This is a genomic window from Actinopolymorpha sp. NPDC004070, assembly GCF_040610475.1.
Taxonomy (GTDB): domain Bacteria; phylum Actinomycetota; class Actinomycetes; order Propionibacteriales; family Actinopolymorphaceae; genus Actinopolymorpha.
In genome coordinates, this window is the sequence record NZ_JBEXMJ010000006.1 from 318,247 (window position 1) to 344,248 (window position 26,002).

General features: G+C 70.7%; 21 protein-coding genes. 4 read left to right on the forward strand and 17 right to left on the reverse strand.

Features of this window, described 5'->3' with window-relative positions; all coding sequences use genetic code 11:
• Nucleotides 1-252: 252 nt before the first annotated feature.
• Both ABZV93_RS13965 and ABZV93_RS13970 read right to left on the reverse strand, forming a co-directional pair.
• Entirely contained in the window at nt 253-1,311 is a 1,059-nt protein-coding gene (locus ABZV93_RS13965) for a WYL domain-containing protein (protein WP_354934741.1), read from the reverse strand.
• A complete protein-coding gene (locus tag ABZV93_RS13970) occupies nt 1,304-2,380 on the reverse strand; it encodes a WYL domain-containing protein (protein WP_354934744.1) in 1,077 nt (358 codons plus the stop codon). The genes ABZV93_RS13965 and ABZV93_RS13970 overlap by 8 nt, the downstream gene beginning before the upstream one ends.
• A gap of 163 nt (nt 2,381-2,543) precedes the next feature.
• Between ABZV93_RS13970 and ABZV93_RS13975 the strand changes: the two genes are divergently transcribed.
• Nucleotides 2,544-3,617 carry a DUF3866 family protein gene (locus tag ABZV93_RS13975; RefSeq protein WP_354934747.1) on the forward strand — a complete coding sequence of 358 codons (1,074 nt, stop codon included), beginning with the start codon at nt 2,544-2,546 and terminating at the stop codon, nt 3,615-3,617.
• A gap of 75 nt (nt 3,618-3,692) precedes the next feature.
• Here the strand turns inward: ABZV93_RS13975 and ABZV93_RS13980 are convergent, their stop codons facing one another.
• From ABZV93_RS13980 to ABZV93_RS14020, 9 genes are all read right to left on the reverse strand, one after another.
• Nucleotides 3,693-4,688, reverse strand: a complete 996-nt coding sequence (locus tag ABZV93_RS13980) for an FKBP-type peptidyl-prolyl cis-trans isomerase (protein WP_354934750.1) — start codon at nt 4,686-4,688, stop codon at nt 3,693-3,695.
• A gap of 134 nt (nt 4,689-4,822) precedes the next feature.
• Nucleotides 4,823-6,184 (reverse strand): Pup--protein ligase, encoded by a 1,362-nt coding sequence (gene pafA / locus ABZV93_RS13985; RefSeq protein WP_354934753.1) that lies wholly within the window; start codon nt 6,182-6,184, stop codon nt 4,823-4,825.
• A gap of 69 nt (nt 6,185-6,253) precedes the next feature.
• On the reverse strand, nt 6,254-7,090 hold the full coding sequence (prcA, locus tag ABZV93_RS13990) for a proteasome subunit alpha (RefSeq protein WP_354934756.1): 837 nt from the start codon (nt 7,088-7,090) through the stop codon (nt 6,254-6,256).
• Complete coding sequence (gene prcB, locus ABZV93_RS13995; protein ID WP_354934759.1) at nt 7,087-7,959, reverse strand: proteasome subunit beta; 873 nt, start codon at nt 7,957-7,959, stop codon at nt 7,087-7,089. The genes prcA and prcB overlap by 4 nt, the downstream gene beginning before the upstream one ends.
• A gap of 249 nt (nt 7,960-8,208) precedes the next feature.
• Entirely contained in the window at nt 8,209-8,430 is a 222-nt protein-coding gene (locus ABZV93_RS14000) for a ubiquitin-like protein Pup (RefSeq protein ID WP_354934762.1), read from the reverse strand.
• Nucleotides 8,431-8,666: 236 nt separating this feature from the next.
• On the reverse strand, nt 8,667-10,178 hold the full coding sequence (gene dop / locus ABZV93_RS14005; protein WP_354934765.1) for a depupylase/deamidase Dop: 1,512 nt from the start codon (nt 10,176-10,178) through the stop codon (nt 8,667-8,669).
• Between the two features lie 255 nt (nt 10,179-10,433).
• Nucleotides 10,434-12,185, reverse strand: a complete 1,752-nt coding sequence (gene arc / locus ABZV93_RS14010) for a proteasome ATPase (protein WP_354934768.1) — start codon at nt 12,183-12,185, stop codon at nt 10,434-10,436.
• Between the two features lie 358 nt (nt 12,186-12,543).
• Nucleotides 12,544-13,596, reverse strand: coding sequence for a tRNA (adenine-N1)-methyltransferase (locus tag ABZV93_RS14015; protein ID WP_354934771.1), 1,053 nt, complete (start codon nt 13,594-13,596; stop codon nt 12,544-12,546).
• 32 nt (nt 13,597-13,628) lie between these two features.
• Nucleotides 13,629-14,783: a site-2 protease family protein gene (locus ABZV93_RS14020; protein WP_354934774.1), complete on the reverse strand. Its 1,155-nt coding sequence runs from the start codon at nt 14,781-14,783 to the stop codon at nt 13,629-13,631.
• 279 nt (nt 14,784-15,062) lie between these two features.
• Between ABZV93_RS14020 and ABZV93_RS14025 the strand changes: the two genes are divergently transcribed.
• The 3 genes from ABZV93_RS14025 (at nt 15,063) to ABZV93_RS14035 (ending at nt 18,198) form a co-directional block, all read left to right on the forward strand.
• Nucleotides 15,063-16,037 (forward strand): PD-(D/E)XK nuclease family protein, encoded by a 975-nt coding sequence (locus ABZV93_RS14025; RefSeq protein ID WP_354934777.1) that lies wholly within the window; start codon nt 15,063-15,065, stop codon nt 16,035-16,037.
• 71 nt (nt 16,038-16,108) lie between these two features.
• Nucleotides 16,109-17,461: a sensor histidine kinase gene (locus ABZV93_RS14030; protein WP_354934780.1), complete on the forward strand. Its 1,353-nt coding sequence runs from the start codon at nt 16,109-16,111 to the stop codon at nt 17,459-17,461.
• A 53-nt stretch (nt 17,462-17,514) separates the two neighbouring features.
• On the forward strand, nt 17,515-18,198 hold the full coding sequence (locus ABZV93_RS14035) for a response regulator transcription factor (protein ID WP_354934854.1): 684 nt from the start codon (nt 17,515-17,517) through the stop codon (nt 18,196-18,198).
• Nucleotide 18,199: 1 nt separating this feature from the next.
• On the opposite strand, the gene ABZV93_RS14040 is transcribed toward ABZV93_RS14035, so the two are convergent.
• The 6 genes from ABZV93_RS14040 to ABZV93_RS14065 form a co-directional block, all read right to left on the reverse strand.
• Nucleotides 18,200-19,534, reverse strand: coding sequence for an MFS transporter (locus ABZV93_RS14040; protein WP_354934783.1), 1,335 nt, complete (start codon nt 19,532-19,534; stop codon nt 18,200-18,202).
• A 70-nt stretch (nt 19,535-19,604) separates the two neighbouring features.
• Nucleotides 19,605-20,945, reverse strand: coding sequence for an ABC transporter ATP-binding protein (locus tag ABZV93_RS14045; RefSeq protein WP_354934786.1), 1,341 nt, complete (start codon nt 20,943-20,945; stop codon nt 19,605-19,607).
• On the reverse strand, nt 20,929-22,011 hold the full coding sequence (locus tag ABZV93_RS14050) for an ABC transporter ATP-binding protein (RefSeq protein WP_354934789.1): 1,083 nt from the start codon (nt 22,009-22,011) through the stop codon (nt 20,929-20,931). Before ABZV93_RS14050 ends, ABZV93_RS14045 begins: the two co-directional genes overlap by 17 nt.
• Nucleotides 22,008-23,084, reverse strand: coding sequence for an ABC transporter permease (locus ABZV93_RS14055; protein WP_354934792.1), 1,077 nt, complete (start codon nt 23,082-23,084; stop codon nt 22,008-22,010). Before ABZV93_RS14055 ends, ABZV93_RS14050 begins: the two co-directional genes overlap by 4 nt.
• Nucleotides 23,084-24,112 (reverse strand): ABC transporter permease, encoded by a 1,029-nt coding sequence (locus tag ABZV93_RS14060; RefSeq protein ID WP_354934795.1) that lies wholly within the window; start codon nt 24,110-24,112, stop codon nt 23,084-23,086. The genes ABZV93_RS14055 and ABZV93_RS14060 overlap by 1 nt, the downstream gene beginning before the upstream one ends.
• A gap of 178 nt (nt 24,113-24,290) precedes the next feature.
• Nucleotides 24,291-25,904: an ABC transporter substrate-binding protein gene (locus ABZV93_RS14065; protein WP_354934798.1), complete on the reverse strand. Its 1,614-nt coding sequence runs from the start codon at nt 25,902-25,904 to the stop codon at nt 24,291-24,293.
• Nucleotides 25,905-26,002: the final 98 nt, after the last annotated feature.

A 26,002-nucleotide genomic window follows, 5' to 3' on the forward strand; every position in this document is an offset into this window, starting at 1 on the left:
CGACCGGCCCCGCGCTGGCCCTTACCCGTTGTGGGCCGGGACCTCGCCGGAACGGCCCCTCCGGCTTCGGAGTGTGGTGCGTCCTCGGCACCTGTCCGCTCGGCGGCGACCTGCAGCTTGCGCTCGGCCGCGCCCAGCTCGGAGAGCACACCCTTGGCCCGGCGCCACAACCAGACACCGAGCAGGGTGTACAGAACCACCGCGAACACGGCGATTCCCCCGAAGATCAGGAGCCACATCACGGCGAGCAGACTAACGCATGTCCGATCGGCGATCCGCCGTGTCAGCGGTGTCAGCGGCGACACCGGCCGCGTCGATCGTTTCGTACGCCGCGAGCGCGTCCACCGCGTCCTGCCGGACGGCCTCGGCCAGCTCCGGCGGCTCCACCACCCGGGCGCCGCCACCCAGGCGAAGCGCCAGCCGCCGAAGCCACCGCGGGTCCGCGACCCGCAGCCGGACCCGCAGCGAGCCGTCCCGCAGCTCGGTCACCTGCTCGCAGGGGTAGTACTCCGCCACCCAGGCCGCGGAGGGTTCGAGCTCCAGCGTGGCCACGGGGTAGTCCGGCGAGGGACGGAACAGCCCCTCGGACAGGTCGCGGGGCCTGGCCTGCGGCGGCGGTGCGGCCGGCTCGTCCAGGACCCGCACGTCACTCACCCGGTCCAGGCGGAAAAGCCGGACGTCCTCGGCCCGGTGGCACCAGCCCTCGAGATAGGTCCAGCCCTCCGCCTGCAGCAGGCGCATCGGGTCGACGTCGCGCTCGGTGGTCTCGTCGCGATAGGGCACCCAGTAGCGCAGGTGGACCCGCCGGCCGCGGGCCAGAGCGTCCTGGAGGATCTGCCGGACCTTCGGGTCCTCGGCGGCATCGACCCGGACGGCCACCTTGTCCAGACCGGCGTCGACCTGCTCGGCGGCCTTCTCCAGGCGTTCGATCACCGGGTCGAGCAGCGCACGCTCCGCCTGACCGCCGGACTCCCGCAGAACGCGCAGCGCCACCAGCAGCCCCAGCGCCTCGTCCGCGGTCAGCCGGAGCGGGCGGGCCAGGAAGTCGGCGTTGGACACGTGGATGACACCCTCGCCCTCCACGGCGTCCATGTCGACCTCGATGTAGTCACCGGGCATCATGCCGGGCAGGCCGCAGAACCACAGCACGCCGAGGTCGGACACCAGCTGCTTCTCGGTGATGTGGAAGGTCCGGGCCACGTCGACGACCCGGGCGCCGGGATGGGCCAGGAGGTACGGCAACAACGCGAGCAGGCGGCGCACCTGCTCCTTCGCGCCACCGGGGCCGGCCGTGCGGGCGACCTCAGCCATCGTCGGCCACCTCCACCAGCAGCCCCTTCAGGTGCCGGATCACCGCCTCGCGCAGGTCCGGCGGGTCGAGGGCCACCGCGCCCGCGGCGTACCCGGCGATCTCCTCGGCCAGGGTCACCGGGTCGGAGAAGCCGACCTCCAGGACGTCCCAGCCGCTTCCGGCGGGAACGACCGACGACGCCCGCCGGCGAAGACCGTGCCCCGCGCCGGCGCGTACTCGGATCCGGGCCGTGCGGCGCGGCTCCTCGGCGGGAGACATCCGGGCCGCCTCGGCGCGGATGTCGACGCCCTCGGGGACGGTGAATGCACCCGGGCGGCCCACCGGCCGGACCGGCCCGGCGATCCGGGACAGCCGGAACATGCGGGTCGCGGCCCGGTCGCGGTCGTGCCCCAGGACGTACCACCGGCTGCGCCAGTTGAGAATCCCCCACGGCTCGAGCGTGCGGTGCTGCGCGCCGCCGGCACCTGGCCGGCGGTAGTCGAAGGCGACCACCGAGCGCGACTGCACCGCTCGCCACAGCGGCTCGAACGCCGGCTCGCTGGCCGGAAGCCGCGGCTCCAGCGTGGTCACCGGGCCGGTGTCGGCGCCGGTGTCGGCACGCACGTCGGCGCCCGCGTCGGGAACCTGCCCGGTCTCCGGCACCTGCCCCGAAGGCGACGTGGCCGCCGCTCCGGTTGCACCCGCCGCGAACCCGTCGGCACCGAGCTTGAGCACGGCGCGGGACGTGGCCTCGGCCAGGCTGGCGTGCTCCCACACCCGGGCGGCCAGGCCGAGCACGGCGGCTTCCTGGGCGCTGAAGGTCAACGGCGGCAGCTCGAACTCGCTGCGGCGGATGCGGTAGCCCACCTCGTCGTCGAACCCGCTGGCCACCGAACCGACCTCGATCGGGATGCCCAGGTCACGCAACTCGTCCTTGTCGCGTTCGAACATCTTCTCGAACGCCTCGGGAGTCTGCTCGCGGTAGTCCTCCACCAGCTGGCGCAGGCGGGCCTTGGGCACGAAGTGGTGCGACACCAGCAGGCAGATGACGAGATTCATCAGCCGCTCGGACTTGCGGGGCGCTGCCACGCGCGTCACCCCTTTCCGCGCGGCTGGTGCACTCGAGCCACTTCGAACAGACTAGCGACCACCGACGTGAGGCTATCGCACCCGAAGCTACGACACGGCGCGAAAGCACACAGGCCACGCCGAACCAACTCGCGCCCGGACCGAGCCGGTAGCGTCGCACCCTGTGATCCGATGGCGGGAAGGTGTCGCCGGCCAGGTCCGCCGGTCGTGGGCCGGAGCGGTGGAGCTGGACGTGGACACCGGCGAGACGGTGTTACCCGCGCTGGCGTACGTCGACCTGGTGGGCCGGCCCGAGCCCGGCGACCGCGTCTTGCTCAACACCACCGCCCACCACCTGGGCCTGGGCACGGGCGGATTCGCCCTGGTCGTTGCGCTACCCGACCGGCTCCCTGCCGACCCGGACGGTCCCGGGCACCTGGTCAAGGCCCGCTACACCCCGCTGCAGACCACGGTGCTCGGCATCGACGAGCCCGACTCCCCCGCGCACGCCCTGCTGGCCGACGCCGACGATCTTGCCGGCATGCCGGTGGTGGTGGCCGACCTGCACTCCGCGCTGCCGGCCGTGCTGGCCGGGCTGTACGACGAGGCGCCGGAGGCGTCGGTGGCGTACGTGATGACCGACGGCGCGGCCCTCCCGCTGGCGTTGTCCCGCACCGTGGCCGGGCTGGCGCGGGCGGGCTGGCTGCCCGCCGGCACGGTCACCGTCGGCCAGTCGTTCGGCGGCGACCTCGAGGCGGCGACCGTCCACACCGGCCTCCTCGCGGCGCGGCTCGTGCTCGGTGCGGACGTCGCCGTGGTGACCCAGGGGCCCGGCAACCTCGGTACGGGCACCCGGTGGGGGTTCACGGGGGTGGCGGCGGGTGAGGTGGTCAACGCGGTGGCCGCCCTGGCCGGCCGGCCGGTGGGCGCGCTGCGGTTGTCCCAGGCCGATCCGCGTCTACGCCACCAGGTGGTCTCTCACCACAGCCTCACCGCGTACGGCCGGGTCGCGCTGGCCGCCGCCGATCTCGTCGTACCCGACCTCCCCGGCGACTTCGGCGACCAGGTGCGGGCACTTGTCGAGCCGCTGCGTGCCCGGCACCGCCTGGTGCGAACGCCCGTCCACGGCCTGGACGCCGCGCTGTCCCGCGCTCCGGTCGCGTTGTCGTCGATGGGCCGGGGTCCCGCGCAGGACGGCGCCTACTTCCTCGGCTGCGCGGCCGCCGGACGCCACGCCGCCCGGCTCCTCCTCGACTGAGGAGGGGCCGGGCGGCGCCGGTCGTTTCCGGTTGTTCGGTTGTGAGATGTCGTGGTCGTGCCGCGGGCCAGGCCGTCAGTTGGCGCCGAGGATGTCCACCACGAAGACGATCGTGTCGGTCTTCTTCACGTCGGTCTGCGGAAGGTCCTGGCCGAAGCCCTTGTCCGGCGGCAGCACCAGCAGCACGCGGCTGCCGACGGTCTGGCCGACCAGTCCCTCGGCGAGGCCCTTCACCGGCGTGTTGGACAGCGGGAGGTTCTGGTAGCCGCGCTGCCAGGAGGAGTCGAACGGCTTGCCGGTCCGCCAGTTGACGGCCAGGTAGTGCATGTTGACCGTCTGCTTGGCGGTGACCTGCGGGCCCTTGCCCTTGATCAGCGGCTGCGCGACGAGCTTCTTCGGCGGGGTCGCCCCCTTGGGGACGGTGATCGCGGTCGGGATGTCCTTGGCGTCGGTCTTCACCACGGGCAGGTCCTTCGGCGGGGTGACCTTGGTGCCTTCGGCCTTGCTCAGCGGCTTGTAGGCCTTCTTCACGTCGATCACGAACACCAGGCTGTCGGTGCCCTTGATGCCGGCCTGCGGCTGGCCGTTGGCGCCGTAGCCGTCCTTCGGCGGGATGGTGATGAGCACCCGGCTGCCGACTGGCTTGCCGACCAGACCGGTCACGAAGCCGTTGATCAGCTTGCCCTTCTGGAGCCCGAACGAGGTGGGGCCGCCATGCTTCCAGGAGGAGTCGAACTCCTTGCTGTCCCGGCCGTTGACGCCCAGGTAGTCGACGACGACCTCCTGGCCCTCGGCGAGCTTGGGGCCGGAACCCTCCTTGATCACCTTGGACTGGGTGGAGGCGACGCTGAACGGCCTGGCGAAGGTGACGGTGGGCTTCTTGCCCGGGTCACCGGCGACCTTGACCGCGTCGATCGTGCTGGTCTTCTGCTTGGCGGGTGCGGTCGCCTCGGCCGACTTGGTGGCCTTGGCGTCGGGCGAACCGGACGAGTCGGACGAGCCGGACGAGCCGCACGCGGCGGTGACCACGAGCAACGACGTCAGGAGGGCGGCTATCAGGCCACGACGCACTTGAACACCTCGGAATCGGGAGACGGCACAAACAGTCGACCACACTAGACCGGGAACCTAAGACGTCCCTGAGCGACCCGCGGACGTACCGACGGGTGTACCGAACGTGACGTATCCCGGGGTCGCGGACGATTTCACATGCTCTGGATGAGCTTTTCCACCCGCTCGTCGACGCTGCGGAACGGGTCCTTGCACAACACCGTGCGCTGCGCCTGGTCGTTGAGCTTGAGGTGCACCCAGTCGACGGTGAAGTCGCGGCGGCGCTCCTGGGCGCGCTTGATGAACTCACCGCGCAGCCGGGCCCGGGTGGTCTGCGGTGGGACCGACTTCGCCTCGAACACCTCGAGGTCGTTGGTCAACCGCGTCATCTGGCCACGGCGCTCGAGCAGGTAGTACAACCCGCGGTCGCGGTGGATGTCGTGGTAGGCGAGGTCGAGCTGGGCGACCCGTGGGCTGTTCAGGGACAGGCCGTGCTTGGTGCGGTAGCGATTGACCAGGCGGTACTTCGCCACCCAGTCGATCTCGCGCTCCACCAGGGTCAGGTCGCCGGAGTCGACCGCCTTCAGGGTGCGTTCCCACAGGTCGAGCACCTTGGTCACCAGCGGCGTGGCGAGCTCACGGCGCTCGACGAAGTCGCGGGCCTTGGTGAAGTACTCCTCCTGGATCTCCAGCGCGCTGGCCTCGCGGCCGTTTGCCAGCCGCACCTTGCGCCGGCCGGTGATGTCGTGGGAGATCTCCCGGATCGCCCGGATGGGGTTCTCCAGGGTCAGGTCGCGCAGCACCAGCCCGGACTCGATCATCCGGAGCACCAGGTCGGTGGCACCCACCTTCAGCAGGGTGGTCGTCTCCGACATGTTGGAGTCACCGACGATGACGTGCAGCCGGCGGTAACGCTCGGCGTCGGCGTGCGGTTCGTCGCGGGTGTTGATGATCGGACGGGACCGGGTGGTGGCCGAGGAGACACCTTCCCAGATGTGCTCGGCCCGCTGGCTGACCGCGTAGACCGCGCCGCGCGGCGTCTGCAGCACCTTGCCGGCGCCGCAGATGATCTGCCGGGACACGAGGAACGGGATGAGGACGTCGGCCAGCCGGGAGAACTCGCCGTGCCGGCTGACGAGATAGTTTTCGTGGCAGCCGTAGGAGTTGCCGGCGGAGTCGGTGTTGTTCTTGAACAGGTAGACGTCCCCGGCGATGCCCTCCTCGCGCAGCCGGCGTTCGGCGTCGACCAGCAGGCCCTCGAGGATCCGCTCCCCCGCCTTGTCGTGGGTCACCAGGTCGGTGATCGAGTCGCACTCGGGGGTGGCGTACTCGGGGTGGCTGCCGACGTCGAGGTAGAGCCGGGCGCCGTTGCGCAGGAAGACGTTGCTGCTCCGCCCCCACGACACGACCCGCCGGAAGAGGTAGCGGGCCACCTCGTCGGGCGAAAGCCGCCGCTGACCGCGGAAGGTACAGGTGACGCCGTACTCGTTCTCGAGGCCGAATATGCGACGGTCCATGGTCACCACACTATGTCGTCGTGGCGTCGCAGGGGCGAAGCGAGCGAAGTTGATCTGGTCACGATGCGGCTACGCGGGTCCCCCGGGCGGCGAGCCGGTCGTGGGGCCGCCGGACGTCCCGCCAGGCGGGCCGTCGGGGGTCTCACCGGACACGTCGCCGGGCGCCTGGCTCGATGCCGAGCCGGGCGCCGAACCGGGAGCGGCGGACTCTCCGGCGGTGAGCAGCCGGTCCAGGGCGGGTCCCACCAGGCGGCGGAACTTCCGCTTCTGGATGCGGGTGCGGTCGAGCACGGCCACCTCGAGCTGGCTGGCGTCGAGCCGGCGGGTGCCGTTGCCGTCCTGGCCGAGAGCTTCCACCGCGAGGGCGAGCACCGTCGACAGGGACTGGCCCTGCTGGTAACGGCGTTCGAGGAAGGCGTTGATCTGCTCGGCGGAGCCGCCCATCGCCGCGTACCCGCGCTCGTCGGCGACCGACCCGTCGTAGGTGAGCCGGTAGATCTGGTCCTGCTCCGCGGTCTCACCGACCTCGGCGACGAACAGCTCGACCTCGTAGGGCTTCTCGGCGACGCTGGAGAAGATCGTGCCCAGGACCTGGGCGTAGAAGTTGGCCAGGCCACGGGCGGTCACGTCACGCCGGTCGTACGAATATCCGCGCATGTCCGCGCTGCGAACGCCGGCCACGCGGAGGTTCTCGAACTCGTTGTAGCGGCCGACCGCGGCGAACGCGATCCGGTCGTAGATCTCGCTGATCTTGTGGAGCGCGGGCGAGCGGTTTTCCGCGACCAGCACGATGCCGTTGTCGTACTGCAGCACGGCCACACCGCGGCCGCGGGAGATGTTCTTCCGGGCGAAGTCCGCCCGGTCCTTCATCTGTTGTTCGGGCGAGACGTAGAACGGCATGGTCATCGGGCTTCACCGCTCTCGTCGTCGGGGAACACCGGGGCGGTCGGACCGTCGGGACGGCGCCTTCGCCCGGAGAGCAGACGCTCCACCAGCGCGGCCACCTCGTCGTCGGGCAACCGGTGGAAGCCCGCGTCGCTGACCGTCGCGACCACGGGATAGATGCGGCGGAAAACGTCCGGGCCGCCGGTCGCCGAGTCGTCGTCGGCCGCGTCGTACAACGCCTGCAGGCACCCGCCGATGGCGTGGTCCTGGCCGGCGTCGGCGTGGTAGAGCTTCTTCAGCGCACCGCGGGCGAACACCGACCCCGAACCGATCGAGTGGAAGTCGCGCTCCTCGTAACGGCCGCCGGTGATGTCGTAGGAGTAGATGCGGCCGTTGCCGGTCTCCAGGTCGTACCCGGCGAAGAGGGGAACCACCGCGAGGCCCTGCATGGCCAACCCGAGGTTGGAACGCAACAGCATGCCAAGGCGGTTGGCCTTGCCCTCGATGGACAACGTGGTGCCCTCGAGCTTCTCGTAGTGCTCGAGCTCCACCTGGAACAGCCTGACCAACTCCGCGCCGACGCCCGCGCTGCCGGCGTACCCCACCATGGAGTACTCGTCCGCGGAGAACACCTTCTCCACGTCGCGCACCGCGATGACGTTGCCCATCGTCGCCCGCCGGTCGCCGGCCATCACCACGCCGCCCGCGTAGGTCGCGGCCACGATGGTGGTGCCGTGCGGCACCTCGTCGCTCACCGCCGCGCCGGGTGGTGTCCGACCACCGGGCAGCATCTCCGGCGCGTGCGCGCCCAGGAACTCGGCGAACGACGAGGTCCCGGTGGCGAAGAGAGCGTCGGGAAGACGCCCCGCGCCTGCTCGATCGGTGCCCACACCTCTCCTTCCAGTCCTGCTGGATGTGTCGTGGTGTGCCCGGCGGATCGCCACCGGACTCATCCGGAAACCTACCGGGGCGCGGCGACATACGGGGCACGAGACCTGAGATCCGCGCGACCTCGACCGGCAACCTGGGCGAACCGTGGCGGCCGGCCGAGTGCGGCGAGCACCGGAGGAACGCCGGGGCTCGCCGCGGACCGGCCGCGCGGTCGCGAATCTGCCGTCGAGGAAACGGCGGGCCGGTGGCTACTGGCCGCCCTTCTGGACGAAGCTGCGCACGAAGTCCTCGGCGTTCTCCTCCAGCACCTCGTCGATCTCGTCGAGGATCGAGTCGACGTCCTCGTCGATCTGGTCCTTGCGCTCCTTGGTGGCCTCATCGGCCTGGACGTCGGTGAGCTCCTCTTCCTCGGAGCCCTTGCGCGTGGTGCGGTGCTGCTGACCGCCCCCGCCGCCCTCTCGTGTTCCCATCTCGCCCCTCCCCGACCTACTCCACAGGGGTTGCTTTGGTACCGCCTACCTGGACCTTACAAGCGCATACCGACCAGGGGGAGGTACCCAGCGCACCAGAGTCGACACCCGACGGGCTTTGCCGGGCAAAACGGGGCGAACGGGAGTCCGCCCCACGCCCTGAACCGGACCCTCGGCCAGGTTTGGAGGCGGTCCACGCGGGTGAAAAGGCGCCTCGCCTGAGCCTGGGGCTGGACCTAGCCGCCGGTGATGGTGCGGACGAGCTCTTCCGCGGTCCGGCAGCGGTCAAGCAGCTGGCCGACGTGGGCGCGGGTCCCGCGCAGCGGCTCGAGGGTGGGAACGCGCTGCAGCGACTCGTTGCCCGGCAGATCGAAGATCACCGAGTCCCACGACGCGGCGGCCACGTGTTCGGAGTACTGCGCCAGGCAACGGCCGCGGAAGTAGGCGCGGGTGTCCTCCGGCGGCTGGTGCACGGCGCGTTCGATCTCCGCGTCGCTGAGGATGCGGGCCATCCGCCCGCGCTCGACGAACCGCGGATACAGGCCGCGCTCGGGACGCAGGTCGGCGTACTGAAGGTCGACCAGCTGGAGCTTGGGGTGGCTCCAGTCCAGCCCGTCCCGCTCGCGGTACTGCTGCAGCACGGCCAGCTTGGCCACCCAGTCCAGCTCGCGGGACAGCGACATCGGGTCGGACTCCAGGCGGGTCAGCACCGACTCCCAGCGGTCCAGGACGTCCCGGGTCTCCGGGTCGGTGTCGGCGCCGCTGCGGTCCTCGACGTACTTGCGTGCGTTCTCGAGGTACTCCATCTGGAGCTGGACCGCGGTCAGCTTGCGGCCGCTCTTCAGGGTCAGGAGGTGGCGCAGGCTCGGGTCGTGCGAAACCTCGTGCAGCGACGTCACCGGGTGCTCGACGCTCAGGTCGGTGGTGAGGAAGTCGTCCTCGATCATCGACAGCACGAGCGCCGTCGTGCCGGCCTTGAGGTAGGTCGCCACCTCCGACAGGTTGGCGTCGCCGATGATGACGTGCAGGCGGCGGTACTTGTCGGCGTCGGCGTGCGGCTCGTCCCGGGTGTTGATGATCGGGCGCTTCAGCGTGGTCTCCAGGCCCACCTCGACCTCGAAGAAGTCCGCCCGCTGGCTGATCTGGAAGCCGTGCCGGCTGCCGTCCTGGCCGAGCCCGACCCGTCCGGCGCCGCACACCACCTGCCTGCTCACGAAGAACGGCGTGAGGTTGCGCACGATGTCGGCGAACGGGGTCGACCGGCTCATGAGGTAGTTCTCGTGGCAGCCGTAGGACGCGCCCTTGTTGTCGGTGTTGTTCTTGTAGAGCAGGATCGAGGTCGACAACGGCGGCTCGGCCGCTCGCCGGGAGGCCTCCAGCATCACCCGCTCACCCGCCTTGTCCCACAGGACGAGATCGCGCGGGTTGGTCACCTCCGGCGAGGAGTACTCCGGGTGCGCGTGGTCGACGTAGAGCCGGGCTCCGTTGGTGAGAATCGCGTTGGCCAGCCCCACCTCCTCGTCGGTGAGCTGGCTGTCATCGGCCACGTCACGGGCAAGATCGAACCCGCGCGCGTCGCGCAGTGGGTTCTCCTCCTCGAAGTCCCAGCGGGCCCGGCGAGCACGGATCACCTTGCCGGCGTAGGCGTTCACGACCTGCGAGGACGACAGCATCGGGTTGACGGTCGGTTGCCCGGCGACGGAAATGCCGTACTCGGTCTCCACGCCCATTACCCGGTGCACGCTCATGGGACTCCTCGTCGCCAGTGTGGCATCGCCGCGTCGTCGCGAGCCCGAGCCGAACGGCTCATGCCCGCTCCGGCTCCTTCTTACGAGCGTACGCGGACAAGCCGTGTGTGTAGGGCAGCGTTAGCCGATTGTCGCCGGAGATACCGGTCATGACACCCGCGGGTGTCCCACTCGGACGAGCGGGACACCCGCGGGCTCTGGTGCGCGTTTCGTGTCCACCGGCAGGCGGACGTCAGGCGGTCGGTCAGATGCTGGTCAGAGGTACTGGCCGGTGTTGGCGACCGTGTCGATCGAGCGACCGGCGTCGGCGCCTTCCTTGCCCTGGATGAGCGTACGGATGAAGACGATCCGCTCGCCCTTCTTGCCCGAGATCCGCGCCCAGTCGTCGGGGTTGGTCGTGTTGGGCAGGTCCTCGTTCTCCTTGAACTCGTCGACGCAGGCCTGTAGCAGGTGCTGGACGCGCAGGCCCTTCTGTTGCAGCTCGAGGAAGTCCTTGATGGCCATCTTCTTCGCCCTGCTGACGATGTTCTCGATCATGGCGCCGGAGTTGAAGTCCTTGAAGTAGAGGACCTCCTTGTCGCCATTGGCGTAGGTGACCTCCAGGAAGCGGTTTTCCTCCAGCTCGGAGTACATCCGCTCCACGGTGCGCTGGATCATGCCGCTGACGCAGGCGTCCCGGTTGCGGCCGAACTCGCCCAGGTCGTCCTCGTGCAGGGGCAGGGTGGCGGTGAGGTACTTCGCGAAGATGTCCCGGGCGGCCTCGGCGTCGGGGCGCTCGATCTTGATCTTCACGTCCAGCCGGCCCGGCCGCAGGATCGCCGGGTCGATCATGTCCTCGCGGTTGGAGGCGCCGATGACGATGACGTTCTCCAGCCCCTCCACGCCGTCGATCTCCGACAGCAGCTGCGGGACGATGGTGTTTTCCACGTCGGAGGACACGCCCGACCCGCGAGTGCGGAAGAGCGAGTCCATCTCGTCGAAGAACACGATGACCGGCGTGCCCTCGCCGGCCTTCTCCCGGGCCCGCTGGAACACCAGGCGGATGTGCCGCTCGGTCTCACCGACGTACTTGTTGAGCAGCTCGGGGCCCTTGATGTTGAGGAAGTAGCTCTTGCCCTCGGTCTTGGCGTCACGCATCGCGACCTGCTTGGCGAGAGAGTTGGCGACGGCCTTGGCGATGAGCGTCTTGCCGCACCCGGGCGGACCGTACAGCAGCACGCCCTTCGGCGCCTTCAGCTCGTGCTCGCGGAAGAGGTCGGCGTGGAGGTAGGGCAGCTCCACCGCGTCGCGGATCTGCTCGATCTGGTTGCGCAGACCGCCGATGTCTTCGTACCGGATGTCGGGGACCTCTTCGAGGATCAGCTCCTCGACCTCGGTCTTGGGGATGCGCTCGTAGACGTAGCCGGAGCGGGGCTCGAACAGCAGTGAGTCGCCGGCCCGGATCGGGGTGTCGCGCAGCGGCTCGGCGAGCCGCGCGATGCGCTCGTCGTCGGTGTGGCCGATGACCAGCGCGCGGTCGCCGTCCTCCAGCAGCTCCTTGAGCATGACGACTTCGCCGACCTGCTCGTAGGACAGCGCGCGAACGACGTTGAAGGACTCGTTGAGCATGACCTCCTGGCCCGGGCGGAGCTCGTCGAGGTCGATGCTGGGGCTGACCGTCACCCGGAGCTTGCGGCCTCCGGTGTAGACGTCGGCGCTGTCGTCGTCGTTTCGGTTGATGAAGATCCCGAAGCTCGCGGGCGGCTGGGCGAGCCGGTCCACCTCGTCCTTGAGGGTGACGATCTGCTCCCGGGCCTCCCGGAGAGTTCCCGCGAGGCGTTCGTTCTGTGCCGTGATGTTGGCCAGCATCGCCTGCGCCTCGGCGAGCCGCTGCTCGAGTTGCCGGCTGTCCCGCGGCTGCTCCGCGAGCCGGCGGCGCAGTGCCGCGACCTCTTCCTCGAGGTAGGTGACCTGGCTGGCGAGCTCGTCCGGCGAGCGCGCCTCGCGTCGGTCGTCTGGTGCGGGCACGTCCCTCACCTCCCCAGTCACTGTTGCTTGTCCGCGCCCCTGCTACCGCGTGGACGTGGATCTCGCTGGTGTCCGCGCCGAGCCGATGCGCCGACGCCTCTGACCTTATATCTCCCCACCACCGACAGGTCACGCCCACAAGTCAGAACGTCACAAACCGATGGCGAATCGTGGCCGTTTCTTACACGCCAGGGGCCTACGGCCTTCCACACTACGGGCCGCGGCCATTTTCGCCACCACATTCGCCAGCACATTCGGTGCCGCGCCCGCTTCTGCCGCATGGGTCCTGGACGGGGGGCCTGCCGGGTCGGGGGTCCCCCGGAGCCGGCCCCGACAGCGGCCAGCGAGGGCGGCCCGGTCAGTCCGCCTGCCGGCCCGCGGCCCGCGGCCCGTCGTAGTTCTCGCCGTAGGAGCCGGGTGCAGGTCGGCGCCGGCGGCCGGGTGCGGTGACACCGGCGGCGAGCCTGCGGGTGGTCACCAGGAAGCCGGTGTGACCGATCATCCGGTGGTCCGGCCGGACCGCCAGTCCCTCCACGTGCCAGGTGCGCACCATCGTCTCGCTGGCCTGCGGCTCGGTGAAACCGCCGTGGGCACGTGCGGTCTCGACCGTCCGCGAGAGCTGGGTGGTCGTGGCGACGTAGCAGCACAGCACGCCACCGGGCACCAGTGCCTGGGCGGCCCAGTCCACGCACTCCCAGGGCGCGAGCATGTCGAGCACGATCCGGTCCACCCGGGGCCGGGTGGGTGCGTCCACCACGTCGCCCACGGTGAGGTCCCACGTCGGCTGGGGTCCGCCGAAGAAGCGCTCCACGTTGCGGCGTGCGATCGCGGCGAAGTCCTCCCGGCGTTCGTACGACGACACCCGGCCCGCCGGACCGACCGCGCGCAGCAAGGCGCAGGTCAGTGAGCCCGAGCCCGCGCCGGCCTCGACCACGTGGGCGCCAGGGAAGACGTCCGCGGCGACCAGGATCTGGGCGGTGTCCTTGGGGTAGACCACCGCTGCCCCGCGCGGCATGGAAAGGACGTAGTCGGACAGGAGGGGTCGCAGCGCCAGATAGGGGACGCCACCGGTCGACTTGATCACGACCCCCTCGGGCTGACCGATCAGGTCGTCCAGGGCGATTCCGCCACGATGGGTGTGGAACGTCTTCCCCGGCTCCAGCGTGACCAGGTGTTTGCGCCCCTTGTGGTCCTCCAGCCGGACCTGCTCACCGGCCAGCAGCGGCCGGGCGTCCGCGGCGTCCTCGGCCTCCTCGGCCGGCTCACCGGGCTCGTGACCGGAGTCCTCACCGGGCTCGTCACCGGGCTCGTCACCGGGCGCGACGGGCAGGTCGGTCGGGCCGGCCGGGTCGGCGCCGGGGTGCGGCCTGGAGTCGGGAACGTGCTCGGCGGAGGGATCGGTCGGGGACATGACGGGCAGCGTAACCAGGGGTCGGAGCAGGGTCAGGTGCGGGCCAGCGCCCCGTCGACGTCGGCGGTGGCCAGTACCCCGAAGACGCGTCCGTCGGGCTCGACCAGGAGGTACTCCGTGGCGGGGGTGCCGCCCATCGCCCGGACCAGCGCCTCGCCGGTGAGGCGTACGTCGAGCACCAGTCCCGGCTCGATCCGGCGGGCGACGTCACCCACCGAGATCCACGGCCGCCGGTGCTCGGGAGTGGCCAGCACCGCGGCCTCGCTGACGAGGCCGGTCGGACGGCCGTCGCTGCCGACGACCACCAGCGAACCCGCGTGCGCCTCCTGGGCTCGCCGGACCGCCTCCGACAGGGGAAGCTCCGACGGCACGGGCACGCCGCGCCGGGCGAGCGAGCGGGCGTGGATGTTCGGCAGCTTCCGCCTGATCTTCGCGCTCATCAGCGCCTGGCTGGAGCCGGCCCACATGAACATCGCCAGGAAGACGCTCCACACGATGTGCAGCAGGCTCGGCGCCCCCCACGAGCTGGCGAGGAGCGTCCACGGCAGGAGCAGCACGATGGCGGCGACGACGCGGCCGGCCCATCCGGCTACGGCGGTGCCGAGATGAGGCTGCTTGGTCACCGCCCACACTCCGGCGCGCAGGAGCCGGCCGCCGTCCAGCGGGAGCCCCGGCAGCAGGTTGAACAGCCCGACCAGCAGGTTTGCCCAGGCGAGCTGGAACAACGCGAGCTCGAGCAGCGCGGGGGCGGAGATCGCGGTGTGGCCGAGCGCGGCCAGGCCGGCGATGCCCAACGAGGTGAGCGGCCCGACGACGGCGACGGCGAACTCCCGCCACGGGGTCTGCGGCTCGCTCTCGATCTCGGACAGGCCGCCCAGGAACTGCAGCGTGATCGCACGCACCGGCAGGTCGAACTTCCTGGCCACCAGGACGTGGGCGATCTCGTGCACCAGTACCGAGGCGTAGAGCAGGACGGCGAAACCGAGCGCCGCCACGAACGACCAGACACCCAGGCCGGGCACCTGTGCGTCGACCACCGGCCGGAAGACGTACGCGATCAGCAGTGCGACCAGGACCCAGGACACGTTGACGTAGACGGGAACCCCGACAACCCGCGCGATCTGGACCGCGCCGGGCCGGCGCTGTGCCTCCCGGGACGGGTCGTTCTTCTCCACGTCGTGCACCATCGCCTGTCTCAGCCTGCTTCCGTCGGGTTGCGCGGACTCGACGTCCGGCGAACGACCAGGTCACGTGGGATGTTCCCGAGGGATCCTCCCTGGGGAGGCCACGCCCTCACCCGGCCCGGCGCCGTTGGTCGCGCACGGGCGAGCCGTGCGGGCGCCTCGCGCGCGGGCGAGGGGACACGTTACCGCCTGAACGGACCCGGCGGTCGCGGACGGAGCGGCGCAGATCGGACACCTGCTCGTCCGCGGGGCTGTCGGTGGGGTGTCCTACGCTTTCGGGCCATGGCGACTGCGAGCGAACCAGCGACCACGACGGTGACCACACCGGTTCCCCCACCGGCGTCCACCGGCGCGCCGGAGGGCGGCGCCCGGCCGGCGATCCCGCTCGCGGTGCTGTCACCCTCCCGGGCCAGTGACTTCATGACCTGCCCGCTGCGTTACCGCTTCCGGGTGATCGACCGGCTGCCGGAGCGGCCGAGCCCGGAGGCCACCCGCGGCACGGTGGTGCACGCCGTTCTGGAGCGGCTGTTCGACCTCCCGGCCGGTGGGCGGACGATCGAGGAGGCCTGCACGCTGGTCCGTCCGCAGTGGGACCGGCTGGTGGAGGCCGAGCCCGAGCTCTCCGAGCTCTTCGGTGACGAGGAGGGTGGGTTCGATCCCGAGCGGCTGGAGAGTTTCCTCGCCGGCGCGCGGGGGCTGCTCGACCGCTACTTCACGTTGGAGGACCCGACCCGGCTGGAGCCCGCCGAGCGGGAGATGTACGTCGAGTGCGAGCTGGACTCCGGCCTGCGGCTGCGGGGTTACATCGACCGGCTCGACGTCGCACCGGACGGGGCACTGCGGGTCGTCGACTACAAGACCGGGCGGGCACCCGGGCCGGGTTACGAGCAGCGGGCGATGTTCCAGATGCGCTGCTACGCGCTGATGCTGTGGCGGCTGCGAGGTGTCGTACCCCGTCTGCTGCAGCTGGTCTACCTCGGCAGCGGGGACGTGCTGCGTTACTCCCCCGACGAGGCCGATCTGCGCGCGACCGCCCGCAAGCTGCAGGCGCTGTGGAACGCCATCGAGCGCGCGCACACCACCGGCGAGTGGCGCGCCAGCCCGGGCCCGCTGTGCGACTGGTGTGACCACAAGTCGCGGTGCCCGGCGTGGGGTGGCACTCCTCCCCCGCTGCCCGCCCCCGCCGACGCCGACCCCATGCCGACGCAGGACACCTCCGAGGCGCCGTCACCGCACACGTCCGCGGTCGACCTGTAGGGCATGTCCCGAACCACCCCGCCCCCGAGCCTGGGGGTGGCGCGGTGAACCCCGCCGCCTACGCTCGGACCGTGCGCGGTGCCACTGTCCGAGACTGGCTTCGAGACCGCCCCGACCTGGTGGACGGGGCGGTTGCCTTCGTGCTCGTGATCGCCAGCGTCGCCGGGCTGAACTACCGCTCCTACGCCGGGATCACGTTCCGCTCGCCGGACGCCTGGGGAGTGGTGCTCGCCGTCCTGGTCGCCGCGCCGCTCGCCCTGCGTCGGCGGTTCCCCGTGACGGTCGCGGTGATCGTGATCTCGGCATACATGGCGCTCGGTTTCGCCGACTACAGCTCCTCCGTCGGCTCGGTGGCGGCCCTGCTGATGATCTACACCGTCGGCGCGCACAGCACGGCGCCGCGAAGCCTCGCGGTCACCGTGGCCACCACGATCGCCTCCATCGTCTTCCTCTACGTACAGCGCGACACCTACGCCTCGATCGGCATGACGTTCGACGCGATCACCGTCGGTCTGCAGGTCCTCGTCTACGGCGGCATGTGGAGCATCGCCCGCGCCATGCGTGCCCGCCGCCGCTACCTGGTCGCGCTGGAGGACCGCGCCAGCCGCCTGGAGCGCGCCGCCTCCGCGGAGGTCCGCGCGGCGCTGGCGGAAGAACGCGCCCGGATGGCGCGCGAGCTGCACGACGTGGTGGCCCACCACGTGAGCGTGATGACGGTGCAGGCGGGTGCCGCGCGGCGGACGATCGACCGGGCACCCGAGCGCAGCGTCGAGGCGATGCGGGCGGTCGAGCAGACCGGGCGGGAGGCGCTGGAGGAGATGCGCCGCATCGTCGGTGCGCTCCGCGCCGCCGACCAGGACGAGACCGACGGCAGCGTGCAGTTGTCCCCGCGTACCGGAGTCGCCGAACTCGGCCCGCTGCTGGACCGGGCCCGCGAAGCCGGCCTGCAGGTCGAGCTCACCGTGGTCGGCGAACCCCGCCCCCTGACCTCCAGCGTCGACCTGGCGATCTTCCGGGTCGTCCAGGAGTCGTTGACCAACACCCTGAAGCACGTCGGCCCCACCCGGGCGGCCGTGCTGTTGAGGTACGAACCAGAGGCGGTCGTCGTGGGCGTCACCGACGACGGCAGTCCGCGGCGCGGGACGTCCTACCCCGCCGCCGACCCCCAGCGGATCGACCACGGACTCGGGCACGGACTGGTCGGTATGCGCGAACGCGTGACGTTGAACGGAGGCACCTTGTACACGGGTACCCGGATGGTCGGCGGGTTCGAGGTGCTCGCCACCCTGCCGTTGACCGAGGCCGGCACGCCGGGCTCCGACGATTCTGGCGATTCCAACGGTTCCAACGGTTCCAACCGCCCTGGAGAGCCGAGGCACGGTTCCCCCGCGAGCCGGACCGCGCCGGACGAGGTGCCGTCGTGACGCCGGCCGTAGATCGCCCGAACTCTCCCGGCACGCCGGGCACGTCTCCGGGCATGTCTCCGGGCACGCCCGTACGCGTGCTCCTGGTGGACGACCAGCCCCTGCTGCGGACCGGGTTCCGGATGATCCTGGAGTCCGAGCCGGACATCGTGGTGGTCGGTGAGGCCGGTGACGGGCAGAAGGCGGTCGCGGAGTCCCGTGCCCTGCAACCGGACGTCGTCCTGATGGACATCCGGATGCCCCGGATGGACGGAGTGGAGGCCACCCGGCTGATCACCGGCACCGAACGCGGCGGGACCGTCCGGGTGCTGGTGCTCACCACCTTCGACCTGGACGAGTACGTCGTCGACGCGCTGCGCGCCGGCGCCTCCGGCTTCCTGCTGAAGGACGTGCCTCCGGAGGACCTGGCCGACGCCATCCGCATCGTGGCCCGGGGCGAGGCGGTCGTCGCGCCGACCGTGACCCGCCGGCTGCTCGACCGGTTCGCGACCGTCCTGCCGTCGGAGAGTAAGGAGTCGGCCAAGGAGCTCGCCCAGCTCACCGAACGCGAACGCGAGGTCCTTCGGCTGATGTCGCGTGGCATGTCCAACGCCGAGATCGCCGGTGAGCTGTACGTCTCGGAGACGACGGTCAAGACCCACGTCGGCAACGTGCTCGCCAAGCTCGGGTTGCGAGACCGCGTGCAGGCGGTGGTGTTCGCCTACGAGAGCGGGCTGGTCCGCCCCGGCGGTCGCTAGGTCACGAGGAGCCCTCAGGACTCGCGGGGCGCGGACGCGAGGCGGCGAGCATCACCAGCGGTGCGACCGCGATCAGTCCGGCGACGAACGCGACCAGGACGTATCCCCCGCCGGCGAACACCGCTCCCGACGCCAGGCCGGCCGACGCCGACGAGCCCCACACCACCGCGTCCACCGCGCCCTGCACCTGACTGCGCACCGGCGCCGGTAGCTCCCGGCTCAGGATCGCGCTGCCCCCGACGAAGCAGAGGTTCCAGCCGTACCCGAGCAGGAACAACGCCAGCGGAATCCCCACCGTGTGGGACGTGGGCGCCGCCATGGCCAGGGCGGCGGAACCGATCAGCACGCCGGCGCCGGCGCTGGTCACCGTCCGCCCACCGAGCCGGTCGGTGAGGCGTCCGGACAGCGGTGACAGCGCGAACATCCCGGCCAGGTGAGCACTGAGCACCCAGCCCACGACGTCCAGGCCCTGCCCGTGCCGGTGCAACTGCAGCGGAGTCATCGTCATCACCGCGACCATCGCCAGCTGGGCCGACACCATGCCGGCCAGGGCGACCCGCACCGCGGGCAGCCGCAGGACCCGGCCGACCTCACCGGGCCGAGGGCGTTCGCGGTTGCGCGGGTCACCGCGACCTGCCCGGGGCAGCAGACCCGCCACCACCAGCGCCGCGCCGGTGGTGAGGATCGCCAGCACGTAGGTGCCGGCGTACGGCGGGATCCCGGCGCGGGCGGACAGGTGCGCCGCCGGCGCGATCAGGCCCGGCCCGACCAGCGCGCCCACGGTGCTGCCCCACACCACCAGGCTGAGAACGAACGCCTTGCGGTCGGCCGGGTGCAGGTCGGCCACGGCGTAGCGGGACAGCTGGGCGCCACCGTTGCCGATGCCGAGCAGCATCATTCCCACCGCCAGCAGGGGAAGCACCGCCGCACCGACCGCGACGGCACCGACCACGGCGCCGAGGGTGGCGACCGCGTAGCCGGTGCGGATCCCGGCACGCCGCCCGCGGGTGCGCATGAGTGCGGACAGCCCCAGCGCACCCAGTGCGGTGCCGACGACGCCGGAAGCGCCCGGCACGCCGCTCCACGCGGGCCCGTAGCTGTCGCTGGCGAGCAGGCTGCCGACGGTTCCGGCGGGAACCATCGAGACGTTCATCAACACGACGCCCGTGACCAGCGCGACCGTCGACCGGCGCCGGGTGCGTGCGTCGGGCAGCCGGCTCGGGTCGGACAGGTCGGACGGGTCGTCCAGGTGGGTGGTCTCGGTGGGGTCGACGGACTCGGCGACGGGCGCGTCGAGCCCACCGGGACGCGCGGATTCGCCTCCGGATGCGGGCATGACACCACACCCTAGGGCCGCCCACCGACGGCCCCGAAACGCCTTCGGGTCAGCCGGTCGGTCAGTGCAGTCAGTACAGGTGGCAGGCGACGTCCACGTCGTCGGCCCGGCGCAGCCGCGGGTCCTCGCCGTCGTGGAAGTCCACCACGACACCGTCCCCTTCCACCTCGACGCTTCGCACGCCACGCCACAGCGGCTCGTCCGGGTCGGCGGAGCGCACGCGTTCCAGCAACGCGGCGACGTCCTCGGGCGCCCTGCCCCGGCCGGGCCGCAGGGTTGCCCGGTGCCCGGGCCGGGCGAGCTCCTCGAGGTTGCCGACGACGTCGCGTTCGGCCGCGTAGGTCTCCTCGTCCAGGCCGAGCCAGTGCTCCTCGAGCAGGGTGCGCAGGTCGCGGTTCTCCCAGCCGCACCGGTCGAACGCCGCCGGGCACCGCGGGTGGAACGAACACCCCAGCGGTGGGGCGGCGGCGTCCGGAATCTCCCCGCGGGGCAGGTCGCGCGGCACCGCGCTGCTCGGGTCGGGCTCGGGGATCGCGCGGAGCAACGCCTTGGTGTACGGGTGTTTGGGCGCGGCGAAGATCTCCTCGGTCGGGCCGATCTCGACCACCCGGCCGAGGTACATGATCGCCACCCGGTCGCAGAAGAACTTCGCCGTGGCCAGGTCGTGGGTGATGTAGACGTAGGTGAGGTCGAGGCGGCTCTTCAGCTCCAGCATCAGCTCGAGGATCTTGGCCCGTACGCTCATGTCCAGCATCGAGATCGGCTCGTCGGCGACCAGCAACTCCGGGTCGAGGATGACCGCCCGCGCCATCACGGCACGCTGCTTCTGACCGCCGGACAGGTCGCTTGGGTACTTCGACAGGAACCGCTCGACCGGCGCCAGGCCGACGGCCTCCAGCGCCTCGACCACCATCGCCCGGCGTTCGGCCTTGCCCCCCGCCAGCTTGTGGATGCGCAGCGGGTCACCGACCGCCGTCTCGATGTCCATGGACGGGTTGAGCGCGGCGCTCGGGTCCTGGAACACCATCTGCAGCTTGCGGCGCAGGGGGCGCAGCCGGCGTTCGGACAGCTCACCGAGGTCGTGGTCGCGGTAGCGGATCGACCCGCCGGTCGGGCGGACCAGGCCGAGCAGCGCCCGGCCGAGGGTGGTCTTCCCGCTGCCGGACTCCCCCACCAGTCCGAGCACCTCACCCTGGTGGAGCTGAAACGACACACCGTCCACCGCACGGACGACCTCGCCGCCCCCACCGAACATCCGGCCCAGGGAGCTGCCCTGCAGGGCGTAGTGCACCTCGAGATCGCGGACGTCCATCAGGACCTCGCGCTCGGCGAGCGGAGGCGAGGCGACACCGGCCCCGGTCGCGGCCCCGGCCGTGGGATCAGGCTTCGTGGAATCAGGCTTCGTCGGCAACGCTGATCTCCTCCCGGACCAGGGGCGCGGTGCCCTCCTCGGTCAGCAGCTCCGAAGGCCCGTGCAGCCAGCACGCGACCCGGGTGCCCCCCGGCGTGCGGACCTCCACCGGGTCCTGGCGCGGGCAGGCCACCATCGCGTCCGGGCACCTGGGGTGGAACGTGCACCCGCTGGGTGGTTCGACCAGGTCCGGCGGAGCGCCCGGAATGTAGTGCAGCCCGGTGGTCTGCAGCGAGATCGTCGAGCGCAGCAGCTCCCGTGTGTACGGGTGACGCGGCCGGGAGAACACCTCGCGGGCGTCGCCCTCCTCGGCGATGTGCCCGGCGTACATCACCGCCACCCGGTCACACGCCTCGGCCACGATGCCGAGGTTGTGGGTGATGAGCAGCAGCGCGGTGTCGAAGTTGCGGCGCAGGTCGGCGAGGATGCCGATGATCTGCGCCTCGACCAGGACGTCCAGCGCGGTGGTGGGCTCGTCGGCCACCACGAACTTCGGCCGGAGTACGAGCGCGAGCGCGATCATGATCCGCTGCCGCATGCCGCCGGAGAACTCGTGCGGGTACGCGCGGTACCGCGAGGGCGGGATGCCCATCCGGCGCAGCGTGTCGATCGAACGCCGCCGGATCTCCTCCTTGCCCAGTCCCGGCTCGTGCGTACGCAGCGTCTCCTCGAAGTGCTCGCTGACCCGCATCAGCGGGTTGAGCCGGGTCAGCGGCTCCTGGAAGATCATCCCGAGCTCGGGCCCGCGCAGTCGTTCGAGTTCCCGGCGGCCGCAGGTGAGCAGGTCGCGGCCGGCGAACTCGATCTCGCCGTCGGCCTTGGCACCGGGCGGGAGCAGGCCGAGGACGCCGCGGCCGAGGGTCGACTTGCCGCAGCCGGACTCACCGACCAGGCCGAGCGTCTCGCCCGGGCGCAGGTCGAAGGAGACGCCGTCGACCGCGCGCACCGCACCACGCTCGGTGCCGTACCAGACCCGCAGGTCGTGTACGGAAAGGACCGGGGCGTCCGACCCAGCGCCGGAAGGCGTACGGCGTCCCCTGGCGGGGTCGGTCGTCGCTGCGTTCACTTCGTACCCTCCTCCGAGCCGACCGGCTCCTCGCCCTTCCGGCCGGCGGTGCCTTTGCCCGCGCCGGGACCGTCCGGGGCACTGGTGCCCGGCTTACGCGGCGGGAGCACCACCGGGACGAGCCGGCGTACCCGCAGCGTCGGGTTCAGCGTTTCGTTCAGCCCCTCGCCGACGAACGTCAGCGCCATCACCAGCACCACGATCGCGAGCCCGGGGAACACCCCGGTCCACCAGATGCCCGACGCCGCGTCGTCCATGGCGCGGTTGAGGTCGTATCCCCATTCGGCCGCGTCGGTGGGCTGGATGCCGTAGCCCAGGAAGCCCAGCGCGGCCAGCGTTCCCACCGCGTCCGCGGCGTTCAGCGTGGCGATCACCGGCACGCTCTGCACGACGTTGGTGAACAGGTAGCGGGACATGATCGTGTGCGGCGGGGCACCGAGTGCGCGGGCGGCCTCGACGTAGGTCGCCTGCTTGGCGCTCACCGTGCTGTTGCGTACCACCCGGAAGTACTGCGGGATGTAGACCGCGGTGATCGCCGCGGCCGCCGTCGTCACCCCGCCGCCGAGGGAGTCCGACAGCAGGAACGCCACCACGATCGCCAGCAGCAGATAGGGGAACGCGAACAACGCGTCCATCACCAGCACCAGCACGCGGTCCAGCCAGCCGCCCACGAACCCGGCGACCAGGCCGAGCACCACGCCGATCACGATCGTCAGCACCAGGGACAGGACGACGACCTTGAGTTCGGTGCGCGCACCCCAGACCACGCGGGAGAACACGTCGAAGGTCTGCACGCTCGTACCGAAGAGGTGGTCACCGCTTGGCGCCGCCTGCTTGGGGAAACGGCCGCCGCCGTCGCTCACCTGGTCGAAGTCGTACGGCGCCACCAGCGGCGCGAGGATCGCCACCAGCGCGATCAGCGCGGTGAGCACGGTGCCGACGACCAGCATCGCCCGGGCCACACCCGCGGACTGGCGGTACGGCGTGGCGATCACGGCGGCGACGCGGCCGGGCAGCGAGCGGCGGGAGGAGGTGATCGGTCCGCCCGACTGGACGGTCGGGGTGATCGCCATCAGTACCTCACCCTCGGGTCGATGAACGCGTTGATCAGGTCGATGAGCAGGCTGATCCCCACCACGACGAGGGCGAAGATGGTCATGATGCCCTGCACGGCCACGTAGTCGCGGGCGTTGATGTACTGCACCAGCTGTGATCCGAGACCGGGCCAGCTGAACGTCGTCTCGGTGAGGATCGCACCGCCCAGCGACAGTGCCGCCTGCAGGCCCAGCACCGTGACGAACGGCACCATCGCGTTGCGGAACGCGTGCTGGAACACCACCCGGCGTTCGGCGATGCCGCGGGCCCGGGCCGCCTCCACGTAGTCGTCGCGCAGCGTCTGGGCGACGTTGACCCGGATCAGCCGGATGAACACGCCGGTGATCAGCAGCCCCAGCGTGACCGCCGGCATCACCAGGTGTTTCAGCCCGTCGACGAACGACTTCGTGTCACCGGCCAGCAAGGCGTCGAGCAGGAAGATGTGGGTGACCGGCTCGACCGTCAGCTGAGCGATCGGGCTGGCCTGCTGCCCCGACGGCAGCCAGCCGAGCTTGCCGGTGAAGATGATGATCGCCACGACGCCGACGAAGAAGACCGGCGCGGCGTAGGTGAAGACGCCGAACACCCGGATCGCGACGTCGGCGAGTGAGTCGCGGTAGCGCGCGGCCAGCAGGCCGAGCGGAATGCCGATGAGGCAGGCGACCACCAGGGCCGCCAGCGTGAGGCTCAGCGTGGCCGCGCCGTTGACCAGCAGGATGTTCGTGATCGGCCGGTTGTCACTGACCGCCGTACCGAAGTCGCCGGTGAAGATGCGGCTGAGGTAGTGCCAGTACTGCACGAGGATCGGGTCGTCGTACCCGCCCGCCGCCCGCCGTCTCGCGAGCTCGGCGGCCGGCAACCGGCCGCCGAGGGCCGCCGAGACCGGGTCGCCGGGAGCGACCCGCAACAGCAGGAACACCAACGTGAGCAGGACGAACACGTTGGGAACCACCAGGAGGAGGCGGATGGCGAGATACCTCCGCAACGACCCTGATCGGCCGGCCATGCCAAGCCACCTAACCTTTCCCGGTCACGACGAGCGTGCTGTCAACCCGGTCCTGACACGTGGGGTCCGGTGGGTCCGCACGGTCGCACACCTGTGCATGCGACGGGCGGACCCACCGGATGCGGTGCGCGCCACGATGTGCGCGCACCGCGCCAGCCCGGGTTGTCCTGTCTGGGGCCTACTGCGCCTTGCTCGCGTCGACCAACCAGAACCGGAAGGTGTAGAGCGGGTCGAAGGTGTCCTTGACACCGGTCACGCCGTCGCGCACGGCGGCGATCATGTTGTCCTGCCACAGCGGGATCAGCGGCACGTCCTGGGTGGCGATCGTCTGGATCTGCGAGAACGCCTGCTGCCGCTTCTGCTGGTCCGGAGTGGACTTCTCCTGGGTCAGCAGCTTGTCCATCTGCGGGTTGGAGTAGCCGTAGCCCGCGCCGATGAAGTTGTTCTTGGCGTAGAACGGCGACAGGTAGTTGTCGGTGTCGGGGAAGTCGGGGTACCACCCGAGCTGCCAGCCGTCGTAGGCACCGGCGGCGTAGTCCTTCTTGTACTGCTCCCACGACGCCGACTTCAGCGAGATCTTGAACAGGCCGCCGGCTTCGAGCTGGCGCTTGATCTCGGCGTACATGTCCGCCGAGGCCTCGCCGTAGTGGTCGGGGCTGTACCACAGCTGCGCGGTCACCGGGGTGCTCACGCCCGCCTTCTGCAGCAGGGCCTTCGCCTTGGCCACGTCGGGCTGGTCACCGAACGCGGACTTGAACTTCTCCTCGTGCCCGGGCAGGCCCTTCGGAACCATCGTGTACAGCGGGGTCACGGTGTCGTTGTAGACGCCGCTGGCGATGGCCTTCCGGTCCAGCAGGCTGGCGGCGGCCTGGCGGACCTCCTTCTTGGCGAAGGGGCCCTTCTTGTTGTTGAAGGCGACATACTGGATGCCGGTGCCCGACCCCTTGACGACCTTGACCTTCTTCGACGCGCCGTTCTTCTCCAGGTCCTTCAGCAGCGTGGGGGTGAGGGTGCGGTAGGCCACCTGGACCTCACCGCTTTCCACCGCGCTCTTCAGGCTCTTCTCGTCCTTGTAGATCTGGACGAGCACCTTGCTGTTGGAGAGCTTCTTCTCGCCGTGGTAGTTGGCGTTCGGCTCCAGCACGATCTGCTGGGACGGGTCGTACTTCGTCACCTTGTACGGCCCGGAGCCGATGATCTTGTCGTTCCCCATCGGCTGCAGCTTGTCGGCCGGGTACTTCTCGTCCGGCACGATCGAGGCGGCCGCGGTGGTGAGGCGGAACGGCCAGGTCGCGTCGGGGAACTTCAGGTGGAAGACCGCGGTCTGCGGGTCCTTCGCCTCGGTGGAGGCGAGCTGGTCGGCGAAGATGCTCGACGGCCCGTTGGGGTCGGCGATCTTCAGCATCCGGTCGAAGCTGAACTTCACGTCCTTGCTCGTCAGCGGGCTGCCGTCGGAGAACTTGAGGTCCTTCTTCAGGGTGCAGGTGTAGGTCTTCGGGTCGGTGAACTCGCACTTCTCGGCCGCGTCGGGCTTGGGGGTGCTCCCGCCCGGCGGAATCGACAGCAGCGTCTGCGCCGAGTTGTAGAGGACCTCCCAGCCCGGGTTGTCGTAGGAGCCGGACGGGTCCACCGTGCCGAAGGCGTCCGTGGTGCCGAAGACCAGTGGCGCCTTGCCCCCACCGCCGCCGCTGTCGGTGTCGCTGCCGGACTGGCTGCCGCACGCGGTCACAGCGAGGGCCAGCGCACCGCCCGCCGCCAGCACCCGCACCATCCGGCCGGTGAATGGTCGCATTTTCCACCTCATCGTCAAGGGAAGGCCCGGAGCGGCCCGCCCCGCACCATAGCCCTCGGTGACCAACTACGGAATGTCAGACCTCTCACGTTGGCGTC

Bases quoted from the DNA above. Each gene is read 5' to 3' on its own strand.
- ABZV93_RS13965 (WP_354934741.1), bottom strand. From the start codon at position 1,311: ATGGCTGAGGTCGCCCGCACGGCCGGCCCCGGTGGCGCGAAGGAGCAG.
- pafA (WP_354934753.1), bottom strand. From the start codon at position 6,184: ATGGACCGTCGCATATTCGGCCTCGAGAACGAGTACGGCGTCACCTGT.
- prcA (WP_354934756.1), bottom strand. From the start codon at position 7,090: ATGACCATGCCGTTCTACGTCTCGCCCGAACAACAGATGAAGGACCGG.
- ABZV93_RS14000 (WP_354934762.1), bottom strand. From the start codon at position 8,430: ATGGGAACACGAGAGGGCGGCGGGGGCGGTCAGCAGCACCGCACCACG.
- dop (WP_354934765.1), bottom strand. From the start codon at position 10,178: ATGAGCGTGCACCGGGTAATGGGCGTGGAGACCGAGTACGGCATTTCC.
- ABZV93_RS14015 (WP_354934771.1), bottom strand. From the start codon at position 13,596: ATGTCCCCGACCGATCCCTCCGCCGAGCACGTTCCCGACTCCAGGCCG.
- ABZV93_RS14020 (WP_354934774.1), bottom strand. From the start codon at position 14,783: ATGGTGCACGACGTGGAGAAGAACGACCCGTCCCGGGAGGCACAGCGC.
- ABZV93_RS14025 (WP_354934777.1), top strand. From the start codon at position 15,063: ATGGCGACTGCGAGCGAACCAGCGACCACGACGGTGACCACACCGGTT.
- ABZV93_RS14035 (WP_354934854.1), top strand. From the start codon at position 17,515: ATGTCTCCGGGCACGCCCGTACGCGTGCTCCTGGTGGACGACCAGCCC.
- ABZV93_RS14040 (WP_354934783.1), bottom strand. From the start codon at position 19,534: ATGCCCGCATCCGGAGGCGAATCCGCGCGTCCCGGTGGGCTCGACGCG.
- ABZV93_RS14055 (WP_354934792.1), bottom strand. From the start codon at position 23,084: ATGGCGATCACCCCGACCGTCCAGTCGGGCGGACCGATCACCTCCTCC.
- ABZV93_RS14060 (WP_354934795.1), bottom strand. From the start codon at position 24,112: ATGGCCGGCCGATCAGGGTCGTTGCGGAGGTATCTCGCCATCCGCCTC.
- ABZV93_RS14065 (WP_354934798.1), bottom strand. From the start codon at position 25,904: ATGCGACCATTCACCGGCCGGATGGTGCGGGTGCTGGCGGCGGGCGGT.